The sequence below is a fragment of the Sphingobacterium paramultivorum genome, assembly GCF_014109745.1.
Taxonomy (GTDB): domain Bacteria; phylum Bacteroidota; class Bacteroidia; order Sphingobacteriales; family Sphingobacteriaceae; genus Sphingobacterium; species Sphingobacterium paramultivorum.
Map to the genome: position 1 here is coordinate 593,915 of NZ_CP058555.1, position 12,775 is coordinate 606,689.

Here is a 12,775-nt window from a genome sequence, read left to right on the forward strand (position 1 = left end):
TTAAAAATATAGATAATTAAAGGGTGTTTTTTACATTTAAGCTATTGTCGCAAACGGCACTATAGTGCTTTTTTTTGTCTATCTATTTTAACGTGGCCTAAACATTAGCCTTTTTGCTTCAATACCATTATTAGCTATAAACAATTATTAAAGTGCTTCATGCGGATTTGAATGAACCTAGCGAGTTAAACATTTTCAATTGATTGAAGAAAGGCCTAAGTTTTTTACTTAGGCCTTTTTAATGCTTGATTTTATGCTAATGAGCCGTTGTCAAATGACGTTTTTTATGACTTTTTTTTACGTTGACTTTTAATCCAATTCAATGCAATAGCACTTGGTTCAGGAGATGCCGAAAGGCTTGTATTGTGATCTAATAAGGGAAATAAGCAATATTCGTAGGGCTTTTCTTGTGCTTTCAGCGCATTGATATGTTCAATCGATAAGCCTACAGGTATTTGGATATCTTTGGATCCAAAAAGCCAGAGTCCTGGAGTTGTTATCGTTTTAAGTGATGTCATCGGATCGGTATTTGTAAATTGATAGCGATCTGGATCATTCGCTACATGTTGTCGGGCATCGGCTTCCGTATGTTTATCCCAAAAATCTTTTTTTCCATTTGTAAAGAACTGGAAGCGGAGCTGCTCACGGGCAGGGATAACTGCTCCACTGTACAATACAAAAAAGTCGACCAAAGGATTTTGGTTAGTAGCTAAAGGAATGATCCATCCCGCTTGGCTGAATCCCAATAGCCCCATAGGAATGTTCGTTTTCCCTAACTGCTGATGGAATACTTTTACTGCTGCTTGCGCATCTTTTGCCAGCAGGTGGAGATTGGCGGAATCGATATTATTGGTACCGACCTCAGGGCCAGCATAGGTCCCCTCAGATTTTCCTACTCCGCGCTTGTCATAAGTAAATACGGCAATACCGTTTTTGGCTAAATATGAGGCAAACTCCATCATTCTTTTCTCTTGTCCAGAACCATGTATGAGGACAATGGCAGCATGGGCGCTTCGAGGCTGAAGCATGGTTCCTGCCAAGTTAATACCCTCACTCTTAAATACAATATCTTTTGTAGACCAGTCTAAAGATTGCGCTTTTGTATGCTGTGCAAAAAGAACGCAATAAATGGCGATGAGAAAAGGTAGCGTACTAAATGTAATCCGCTGTAAGGGAGAATAGTTCGTCAAGGAACAGTCTAATGAATAAGTTTTAGGCATAATTAATTCGGTGTTAAATTTACTTTTGTCTAAAGTAATGGGTTTAATTCTAAAAAACTTGTGTTTTTCGGTGGACTGTGGATTTGAATCGGTAAATCGTACTGTTTTCGCTGTAAATGGGGGACTAAAATTCTCTCGAATAGTCTGCTTGGTATTTCGCAGATACGCTATGTCCATTCCTGAAAAAAGTTTACAAAAGGTCTAATATGGCTCTTACTTTACGGTTGGTCTTATACGGGATTTTGGTTTGTCTATATTTTGTGGGTAAAAACTAGCGATCAAATTTACTTTTGATCCGTTTTTCAATCGTTAGTTCTACGGAACTTATTCGTTCTTTATTCGCTTTCATCCGAATGAAGTCCGAATGAGGTCCCTATAAAGTCCGTGTTAGCTCCCCACAAATTAAGAGAATTTGTAGGAAATAAAATAGCGGCGGAATAAGATTCGTTAACAGTGTTTTAAGTTTTTCTTTCGTGTTGTATAACGTAATATATCCTTTATCAAAAGTTAACATCTGGAAATTATTTTTGAGCTGAATGAAGCGATTGTTCCTGCGGTAGTTTTCCTTAAGGAAAACTCAACAAGTAAGAAAAACTCAGCAAGGACAACCATAAATCTTATGAAAGAATAATATGCAAATTTTCTGCAACATGATTCCTCTCTTAGGGGAAACCGATCTTAGTACTGGACTTCTTATTGTTTTTGCCCTTTGTTTATTTGCCGTTGTGGCCTTTGAATTTGTCAATGGATTTCATGATACCGCGAATGCTGTTGCAACGGTAATTTATACCAAAGCACTTAAACCAATTGTAGCCATTCCTTGGTCTGGCTTTTGGAATTTTCTAGGTGTTTTTGCAGGTGGGATCGCCGTGGCTATGGGAATACTTAAATTGGTGCCTCTAGATACTTTAATGGCACTACCGGTTTCGGTAGGCGCTTGCCTGGTCCTTTCTGTATTATTAGCGGCTATTATCTGGAATTTGGGGACTTGGTATTTTGGTATTCCTTGTTCGAGTTCACATACCTTGATTGGTGCCCTTATCGGGGCTGGTATAGGCTTCACCTGGTATTATGGTGGCAGTGGTGTCAATTGGCATAAGGCCGAGGAAATTGGTCTTTCTTTGATTCTCTCACCTTTGATTGGTTTTGGTCTAGCGGTGTTATTGATGCTCTTTTTAAAGCATGTCGTCCGTTATAAAGCACTTTTTCACATCCCACAAGGGGAAGATGACAGACCTCCCTTGTTAGTACGCGGTATTCTTATACTGACCTGTACATTGGTCAGTTTTTTTCACGGTAGCAACGATGGACAAAAAGGAGTAGGACTGTTTATGTTGATCTTAATTGCATTTCTGCCTGCTCGTTTTGCAATAAACCATTCCGTACCAGATGCGGCTGTCATTAAAACGCTCGATCAAACGGAAATCGTGTTACAGACAATTGCTTCCAGTAATGTCGCTCAGGGAACGATGTTTGTGCAAGTCAATCAGGAGATTGAACAAGTCAAGCTGCATTTGATGGATAAAAGTGTAACGGATAAAGCCGGGACTTTTAAATTCAGAAAAGAGGTTGAAGGTTTAGTCAAATCCATTGCTGCATTAGAGAGCAATAAACAGATCGATATCAATACTGAAAATCGACTGGAGCTCAATCGTAAGTTGAGCGAGTTGAAACATCTTACGGACTTTGCACCGATCTGGGTGATCTTAACTATTTCAATCGCCTTAGGTCTTGGGACAATGATCGGTTGGAAACGTATTGTAGTAACGATTGGTGAAAAAATAGGAAATGAACATTTGAGTTATGCTCAAGGGGCCTCAAGCGAGATTGTTGCCGCTTCGACAATTGGTATCAGTACCGTATTGGGTTTGCCTGTTAGTACAACGCATGTGCTTTCAAGTGGTATTGCCGGTTCAATGGTCGCTTCCGGAGGAAAGAGCAATCTGAATAAAGGGACACTCAAAAGCATCGGTCTTGCTTGGGTACTTACTTTACCCGTGTCAATTGGCTTGGCATTATTACTATTTGTATTCTTCCATCTTTTTATTTAGTTGATTGTTATCTAAATGTTTTTGTCATCCATTGCATTTGTACACATGGCTATTGACAGGTTAATATTAAAAACTTAAAAAATGAAACAAATTCTTGTTGCCTCCGATTTTTCAATCAATGCAAGTCATGCTTTGCGTTACGCCTTGTCTTTGGCTTCTCGTTTGAATATGGAAGTTGCTGTTGTACATGCCATACACCCGACAGAAGGGATCAACAACAGTACTTATAACGCGATCTTTATAGAAGATTATTACGCTAGAAAACGTGCTGCTTTGCAAGAATGGACTGATCAGGTGGTCCAGGAAAATAAATACAATGACCTCAAAGTGCGAACCGTTGTTGAAGTAGGTTATCTGCGTAATGTAGTCACAAAGTATGTTGAATATACAGATGTTTCTTTTTTGGTGATGGGAATTACCGGGGCGACAGGCATTAAAGAAATTGTCGGTAGTAATGCGAGTATGGCTGTGACAAAATTGCGTATTCCAACCTTGATTGTACCTCCTGAAAGTAATCTGTCCGCTATTCCGGTCATTACATTGGCAACGGATTATAAAACAACAAAATTGTCTGTTCGTGATGTCAAGGCACTCAATCGTATTTTAAAACTTTCGGACCCCAAGAAGTTGGAAATTCTACACGTCTCAGAAAGGGATTTGGACGAAAAGCTAGTGCGCAATGGGGAGAAAAAAATGCGTCAGTTGCTTCCTAACGTAGATATCAACTTTAATTATGTGGATGAGGATGATACACGCCCATCACATGCGATCGTTGATTTTGTTGAAAACAATCAGACCGATATTCTGTGTTTGGTCAAACGCAACCATAATATGATTTACCGTTTATTTGCAAGTAGTACGGTGAATGAAGTTTTGAACCGATCAGTTAAAGCGATTTTGGTTTTGCATGAATAATCTGAGTGGAAACTTTTTTTACGCTATATATCAAGCCGTTTTGGATTTTCCAAGCGGCTTTTTTCTTGACTTTACCAATGCTACAGAACGCGTTAGCACGGAAAATTCGAGTTGTCTGATCCATTTTTTATACACGATTTGTACATGTAGTTTGTGTACTTGATGAGCAAGCCCGGGCACGGAGCTTTCGATTTTTTTTGCATTCTTGGAATGAATTTGTTTAACTTGTGCTGCGAATTGCAACGTAACCAATGTATTTGAAACCCTTATCTGCGGAAAATAAGAAGAATATTGCCATTGATCGAGATGAAAGCTCGTTTAAGGCTTATTTCGTGGCCAATTATGGGGTTTTGAAGAGTAATGCTATTTCTTTTATCAAGGATAAGCAACTAGCCGAAGATGTGGTTTCCGAAGTCCTCTGGAAAATTTGGTACCTGGGTCCTGATCTAATGAACATCGCAAACGTCGAGGGCTATTTGCTTCGGGCGATAAAAAACAAATGCCTTAACCTTCTGCGCATCCGTCAGGTCATACTCACTGACGGAACGGAATATCAGGATACGTTGATCGATAAAAATACCCCGGAACAGATTTTAATATCTACAGAAAGCATACAGCGTATTCAACGGGCTGTCGAAGGGCTCCCGCCCAAAACTAAGGAGGCTTTTAAACTGGTGAAAGAGGAAAGAAAAACGTATTTGGAAACTGCGGAAATGATGGGGATATCTAAGAAAACGGTAGACAGACACATTCAAATTGCCTTAGAAAAGCTGTGGTCCAGTATTAAAGAAAAAAAATAATTTTTCTATTGGGGGTTTTGGTTTCTTTTGGTGTCTCTACTCCAAATAGACCGAATGCACATGTTTTCATCTGAGGAACAATACTTTTTATTTTTAGCGGCAAAGTTACTAGCGGGAGAACTCACAGCGGAGGAGAGAATCGGGCTGGATGACTTGCTACGTGCCGACAAAAGTAAGAGGGAGTTATTGGCCTATTTAGAGCAGAAGCATGGGGAAGAAGATCTAGAAGCTGAAATAAGCTATGAAAAGTCAAGACCAATAGAACTTACTGCTGTCGAGGATATAACCGCCCGTCCATTTATAGGTCGCCATAAAGTTAAGCTACTATCCATTGCCGCTAGCCTATTTATAGTTTTTGGAGTATTGTCCTTTTGGTTTATCAAAAATGATAAAAGGCTGACTGCAGATGCTGAATGGCAAACCATTGTTACCGGAAAAGGCGAGCGTAAATCGATCAAATTGAACGATGGCTCGGAGGTATGGCTTAACAATGAAAGTGTATTGCGATTGAAGGCTGGATTTGGTAAAACTGATCGCGTATTGGAATTGGTTGGTGAAGGGTATTTTGCTATTGCCAAGAATCCCAATTTACCCTTGAAGATCAAAACTGCCTACGCGGAGGTACAGGTCTTAGGTACAAAATTTAACCTTCGTGCGCTTCCGGATGAGAACATGACGACGACCTCCCTGATCGAAGGGAAAGTACGACTGAAGGTTATGGACAATAAGCAGGAGAAGTTGTATGAACTCTTGCCGGGTAATAAGGTGTCTGTGATCAATCAACCTGTATCAACGAATGATCATCGGAGCAAGCATGTTGTCCTGCAACCAAAAGTGACCTTTGCAAAGCTTGACCTCGTTGATGCCGAAGTTACTGAAACACTTTGGATGAAAAATAGATTGGTTTTCAATGGCGAAGGTTTTGAAGTGGTTGCGAAGAAGATGGAGCGTTGGTTCGGTAAACCCATTGTAGTCGAAAATGAGCAGCTCGCAAAAGAGCCCATCACCGGTATATTTGACGAAACAACCTGTGAAGAAGTCTTGAATGTCATCAAGCGTACAGGTACTAAACTAAATTATTATACCCAAAATGATACGCTTTATGTAAAGTAATATAAAAAAAGGGTATCCCTCATAGTGAGCAATACCCAATGTTTTAACCAATGGCATCGGACCCTAGGAAAGTAGGATGCCAATCGATTATTTCTTAAATACCAAAATTATGAAAAAAAAATCACATGTTCTTTATCATGTGCCTATCTCGTATTATCTAAAATGGTTGTTAATGGCCAAGTTTGTAATCATTTTCTTATTTGCATGTGTTGCCACTGGATTTGCAAAAGAGTCGAAAGCGCAGAAGACAGTTTCTTTACGTTTTGAAGAGATCCGACTCAAAAACCTATTGACTTCAATTGAAGAGCAGACCAAGATCAATTTTATCTACAACGATAATACGATCAATGCGATTAAAATAAAACATGTTGACGTCCGCAATAAAAAATGGATCGATCTTTTGTCGCCTATTTTGGCCAAAGAATCCTTAGAAATGGATATGGTCAGCGAAAACCGTATTATTATTCGTTCCATAGCGAAGGTTCAGGACAGAATCGCCTCCGGTACAATCAAAGACCAGCAAGGAAAGCTTTTGGCAGGAGTATCGGTACGTATAAAAGGTACGGATAAAATGACGCAGTCGAATAGCGACGGCCAATTTTCGCTTGTTGTTGAAAAAGAAAATAGTATTTTACAATTTTCTTATTTGGGATACCTTTCGCAAGAGATTGCCTATCAGCGGCAGGCTATTGATGTCGTTCTCCAGGAAGATCTCGCACAGCTTGAAGAGGTTGTGGTCATTGGGTACGGAACACAGAAGAAAGCAACATTGACCGGCTCGGTGAGCCAGGTTTCAGGAAGCGAGCTGCAGCGATCTCCTGCGCCGAATTTGTCCAATTCCCTAGCAGGAAGAATGCCGGGTGTAGTGGCAAATAATCGCTCAGGTGAACCTGGAAATGATCAATCGCAGATCTATATCCGCGGCAAGGGATCTTTGGGGAACAACAGTCCTTTGTATGTCATTGATGGTGTGGCCAATCGCGGAGGAATAGAACGGCTAAATCCAAGCGATATCGAGACAATTTCAGTCTTAAAAGATGCTTCGGCGGCAATATATGGTGCCCAAGCTGCGAATGGGGTTATTTTGGTAACTACGAAACGCGGTAATGGTGATAAACCTACGATCACCTATGATGGTAGTTACGGTTTCTCCGAACATACACGAACACCAAAGCTGATGGATTCTTATCAATTTATGGTGTATGATGATGAAATCAATGCACATTTTGGGCGTGCTGAAAAGTATAAAGATATCAAGGGGAAATATCTGGATGGAACGATTGATCCCTTATTGTATGCCAACACCGATTGGATGAAGTCCATATTTAAATCTTCTCCACAAACGCAACATTCTTTGTCACTTCGTGGCGGAGACGAAAAAGTGCGTTATTATGTTTCTGGAGGATACCTTTATCAAAAGCCAGGATTTAGAAATACAGATCTAAATTTTAGGACGGTTCAATTTCGTACCAACTTGGATGCTAAGGTAACCAAAGACCTTTCGGTATTAGTTGAGGTAGCCACCAGACAGGAAAATCGGAATAATTCAAACTACGATATGGGAACCTTCTTTTGGGAAGCGTTCCATGCCTATCCTTTTTTGCCTGACTATTATCCGAATGGATTACCTGGTCCAGGTCTTTCGTGGGGTAACAATTTAACGATTTTGGCTTCGGGCAAGACCGGCTATCAGCGTGTAAAGGATAATTTTGTCAATACAAAAGCAGGTTTTGATCTCAAAACACCCTGGTTATTAGATGGATTAAGTTTTTCGGGTTATGCAGCATTCGATTCACAATATAGACATGAAAAGAAGCTGAATGATATGTGGGATGCTTATCGTTATAATCCTGCAACAAAGAATTACGATAATATCCGTGAGACAACGGGCGATGCAAATATCAACCTTACTGAAAGAAACGATGATATACGTACTGAGACCTGGAATTTTAAAATCGGATACGATAAGAAATTCGGCTCACATAGTGTCAATGCTTTCATTGCTTATGAGCAGAGCAAGAACAGAGGTGATTGGTTTTCGGCGTATCGGAGAGACTTCTTAAGCGATGCCGTAGATTACCTATTTGCGGGAAGTGACAATCAAAAAAATAATGACGGAAAAGCAACGATTTCGGCAAGGCAGAATTATTTTGGTCGTGTAAGTTATGGTTTTAAGGATAAGTACCTGGCTGATATTACAGTGCGAAGAGATGGTTCACAAAACTTTATCAGCAATGCACGTTGGGGTTGGTTCCCAGGGGTATCGGCAGGCTGGCGTATTTCTCAGGAGAATTTTTTTAAGGAAAATGTGCCTTTTATCAATGAGTTGAAAATCAAGGCTTCCTGGGGCAAGCTAGGAAACGACCGGGTGGATCCTTTTCAATATATCAGTACCTATGTTCTTGGAGATGGTGCCATGTTTGGTCTTGATCCCAAAAGAACAAAGGGTTTTACCGTCGGAAGATTGGCTAACCCGAACATTACCTGGGAAAAAGTGGATACGAAAAACGTCGGCTTTGAGTCTGTTTTCTTCAAGAATACCTTGAGTTTTGATTTGCAGTATTTTTATTCGATGCGTACGGACATCCTAACACCCAAACAAGCTTCTGTACCACGCTATACAGGATTAACGCTGCCTGACCAAAATATTGGTGAAATATCAAACAGAGGGGTGGAAAGTAGTTTGCTTTATCGCAATAAGATCAATGATTTTAGCTATTCGGTAGGTGGAAATTTCACTTTTGTACGTAATAAGATTCATTTTTTTGACGAAGCACAAAATACGCCGGAATGGCAGCGTCGGACAGACCATAGTATAGACTCATGGCTGGTGTATAAGACAGACGGTATCTATCAAAATCAGGCTGAGATTGATGCCTCACCACATTTGCTGAATACGATGCCAGGGGATATCAAGTATATGGATGTGGATGGCGATGGAAAAATTACCAGCAATGATATGGTCCGTATCTATGAAAGTCCGATTCCTGAAATTACCTATGGTATAACAATGGGTGCCAAATGGAAAAATTTTGATTTAAATATCCTGTGGTCAGGACAGGGACGTGCAAAACAGATCATTAAACCCGGGAGTTACAACAGAGATGTAACTTATTTTGAGAACAGATGGATTTCTGAAACAGAGACACCTAATGCCCTGTATCCAAGAGCCTTCGACCGTGACGATACATTCAATAGCATGAATTCGACATTCTGGTTAAAGAATGCCTCTTTTTTAAGACTGAAAAATGTGGAGTTGGCGTATTCATTGTCGCCTAAAGTGCTGGAAAAAATCAAAATGAAAAACTTACGGGTATTCATTAGTGGATTTAATTTGTTTTCGATCGATCAGATCAAGATACAGGATCCTGAAGGAACAAATGCAGGTGGTATGTACTATCCACAACAACGGATTTATAGTGCAGGGGTGAATTTGAGTTTTTAAAGAAAATTTATTGACAGATGAATACAAAGATAAAATTATATATAACGATCTTTTTTGCAAGCTGTTTGACATCCTGTTCAAATTATTTGGATGTTAAACCGTTGGATTCCTTTACCGGAGATGCTATATTCTCGGATCTGAAACTGACCGAAACGTATGTAAATAAACGTTATACAGAAATACAGGACGGTTTTGGAAATCTTGGTTTAAGGTATATTTCGGACGAGGCTTATCATAATTTCAATTCGGGAAACCCTTATTTATACAACAGGGGAGAAGTGACGGCAGACCAGTTTGGGGACTACTCTACATGGAATGCTTATTATGAAGCGATTAAGAACTGCAATATCTTCTTTGATAATATTGATAAGTTGAAAGCCGACAAAGGGCAAGTCGATCGGTTGAATGGCGAGATGATCTTTCTTCGCGCATTCTTTTATGCGGATCTTGTCTCGCGTTTTGGAGGTGTTCCGTTGATCACAAAAACTTTCGATCTGAACAGCGATATGATGGTGCCGCGTAATTCCTACGATGAATGTATAGACTTTATTGTGAAAGAATTGGATAAAGCTGCTGGGTTGCTCCCCCTCAGTTACGAAGGAAAGGATTTTGGTAGGGCAACTAAAGGTGCAGCATTGGCACTGAAGTCACGGGTAACATTGTATGCTGCAAGTCCATATTGGAATCCATCCAATGATAAGGCGAAATGGCAAAAAGCTGCTGATGCGGCAAAGGCTGTGCTGGACCTCAATCAATACCAGCTTGATGCAAATTACAAACAGCTTTTTACAAGTAATAAGAGTAAAGAGATCATCTTTATGAAGCAGTTCAATACTGAATTTGGACATTCTTTTGACTGGTCCGATTCTCCGAATGGTTTTACAGGTTGGTCAAGAACCTGTGTGCTTCAGGACATGGTCGATGCCTATGAGATGGAAGATGGTTCTATGCCTTCTGCACAGGCCTATGCGGATGGCAAACCTTGGGAAAATCGTGAGCCTAGATTCTATGCCTCTATTGTTTGTGATGGTCAGCAGTTTAGGGGTAGAGAGATTGAGTTTTATGTATCCTCAACAGGAAACCGGGCTAATAGTGGTAAGGATAGCGAATTCGGTATTGATGATTGGAATGCATCGAAGACCCATTATACGATCCGTAAGTTTATGGATGAAAGTTTGCGTAATCCGTGGAATGATAAAAGTGCACAACCTTGGATTTATATGCGTCTGGGTGAGATATATCTAAATTATGCGGAAACCCAGTATCAATTGGGTAATGAAGAGGTAGCTCGCACGTACATCAATAAGATTAGAGAGCGTGCACGTGGTGGGAAGGTAGGCGTACTTCCTGCAATTACGAGCACGGGTGCCGCGCTTTTGGGAAAGATACAGCAGGAACGACGCATAGAACTTGCCTTTGAAGATCATCGTTTTTTTGATGTAAGACGTTGGAAAATTGCTGAACAGACTGAAAACAAACCGGCACGAAAAATAATCATTGTACGGGACGACCAAACGAAGAAGAAAAGTTATAAAATTGAGGTGCTTCAGGAGCGGAAGTTCTTTCCTCAGCATTACTTACTTCCAATTCCACGCAGTGAGATTCAACGAAATGCATTGTTGAAACAGAATCCAAGTTACGACTAATCAACCAACCTCCAAGGGTCTGTCCTATGCAGATCCTTGGTTTATTAAATTGCTACTACTTATGAAAACCTTTTTATTATTTGCAGTACAGACTATGCTTTCTGTCAGTGTTTTTGCGCAGAAGCAAGATATTTCAATCGATACGGACCAAAAGGAACTCCAGGAGGTCTTCGACTGGGCTAAGCAGAAAGCACGATCTTTTGTTGTTACCGGAACGCGGGGACCAGTCAATGTTTACAAGAAAAATCAATCTGCAGACATTGCTTCGTATCAACCGGCTTATTGGGCGGGATATCCTTTACGAACAGCCTTCTATTCGCGTGATTTCTGTCACCAAGCGGTGGGAGCGCATCTGTTGGGTTTGGAAGAAGAGAATTTTACGATGCTTCGGGCTTTCGCGGCAAGTGCTACGAAGGAACGAAAGTGGTTTCCTCTGTGGGCGATCAATTTTGATGGGAGCCCTTATACGTTAGACTACAGAAATGACGATGACTTTGTCCGTGAGATACCGGCAGTGTTTGAGTTGGTTGAAAAGAATGCGCAGCTCTATGACTGGACCAAGGATCAACGGTATCTTAATGATGCGGCTTTGTTGTTATTCAACACAAAAGCGGTAAGTGATTTTGTAGCATTGCATGATATTAAAAAACCAAACGGCGTGGCCGAAAGCGAAGGTTCGGGCAATATTTTCAAAGGTACGGCTACCTACAATGAACACCGTGACCAAACTTTAATTGAGGCCGGTGACGGTATTGGAAGTCAGTATCAGGCTTATTTGGCCTTCGCTAAACTTTTACGATTAACGGGTAAACGCTCCCAAGCTCAGGCCTACAACAAGAAGGCAAAAGTATTGTGGAACTATTTTAATACAGAATGGGGGGTAAAAAACAATAAAGAACTGTATAATCGAGGCTACGATAAAAATAATCTGCCCGTGTCTGGATGGGGGAAAGAAAATTCTTGGTTTCTCCCCTTAAAAGAAATTACGGACCAGCGATCAAATAGACATCTGAATTATTTGGATTATATCGATGCACAACTTGGCTCAAAAGAAGGACTACCCGAAAATATCGAAGCAATCACTTATGTTCCCGAATTGTTTTTCAAATATGGACAGAACGAACGAGGTTGGAAATGGCTGAAATATATTATATCAAAAATTAATACGGTGCATGCCATGGCTACATTGACGGGTACCAATGGTGATTACCCCGAAGTTTCTTTTGTGCTGATAAGCAACGTTGTGCAAGATATGATGGGGATTAATCCTGGGGCAAAAGGTAATTCTTTAGAAACTTGTTCCCACCTTCCTCAGGATATTGAACGGGTTAAAGTGTCGAATGTGAAGATTGGTGGGGCAATGTATACGGTGAATCAACAGGGGATATCGGGAACTACTTTGTCGTACTCAGGAGGAGAGGCGACGCAGTACTGGCAGGCTGGTTTTCCGGGAAGTCACCCTTATCTTTACGTTAATGGTATCAAGAAAAAAAGTCATATTGGTCAGAAAAATGGTTTTACTTACAGCTATATCGAGGTGAAGATTGGCCGCGATAGGCAATATACCGTAGCAACTCAATTATAG

Annotated in this window: 8 protein-coding genes; 7 read left to right on the forward strand and 1 reads right to left on the reverse strand. The window is 40.5% G+C overall.

Annotated features, from left to right (window positions below):
* Positions 1-284: 284 nt before the first annotated feature.
* The gene (locus HS960_RS02220; protein ID WP_202883738.1) at positions 285-1,397 is read right to left on the reverse strand and encodes an alpha/beta hydrolase family protein; all 1,113 of its coding nucleotides are present in this window, start codon (positions 1,395-1,397) and stop codon (positions 285-287) included.
* A 473-nt stretch (positions 1,398-1,870) separates the two neighbouring features.
* Between HS960_RS02220 and HS960_RS02225 the strand changes: the two genes are divergently transcribed.
* From HS960_RS02225 to HS960_RS02255, 7 genes are all read left to right on the forward strand, one after another.
* Entirely contained in the window at positions 1,871-3,271 is a 1,401-nt protein-coding gene (locus HS960_RS02225) for an inorganic phosphate transporter (protein WP_182331158.1), read from the forward strand.
* 81 nt (positions 3,272-3,352) lie between these two features.
* On the forward strand, positions 3,353-4,186 hold the full coding sequence (locus HS960_RS02230) for a universal stress protein (RefSeq protein ID WP_153845756.1): 834 nt from the start codon (positions 3,353-3,355) through the stop codon (positions 4,184-4,186).
* 251 nt (positions 4,187-4,437) lie between these two features.
* Positions 4,438-4,986 carry a sigma-70 family RNA polymerase sigma factor gene (locus HS960_RS02235; protein ID WP_182331159.1) on the forward strand — a complete coding sequence of 183 codons (549 nt, stop codon included), beginning with the start codon at positions 4,438-4,440 and terminating at the stop codon, positions 4,984-4,986.
* 60 nt (positions 4,987-5,046) lie between these two features.
* Complete coding sequence (locus HS960_RS02240; RefSeq protein ID WP_182331160.1) at positions 5,047-6,099, forward strand: FecR family protein; 1,053 nt, start codon at positions 5,047-5,049, stop codon at positions 6,097-6,099.
* 109 nt (positions 6,100-6,208) lie between these two features.
* Positions 6,209-9,544, forward strand: coding sequence for a SusC/RagA family TonB-linked outer membrane protein (locus HS960_RS02245; RefSeq protein WP_202883739.1), 3,336 nt, complete (start codon positions 6,209-6,211; stop codon positions 9,542-9,544).
* A gap of 17 nt (positions 9,545-9,561) precedes the next feature.
* Positions 9,562-11,190, forward strand: a complete 1,629-nt coding sequence (locus tag HS960_RS02250) for a RagB/SusD family nutrient uptake outer membrane protein (RefSeq protein WP_159727766.1) — start codon at positions 9,562-9,564, stop codon at positions 11,188-11,190.
* Positions 11,191-11,251: 61 nt separating this feature from the next.
* A complete protein-coding gene (locus tag HS960_RS02255) occupies positions 11,252-12,775 on the forward strand; it encodes a hypothetical protein (protein WP_182331161.1) in 1,524 nt (507 codons plus the stop codon).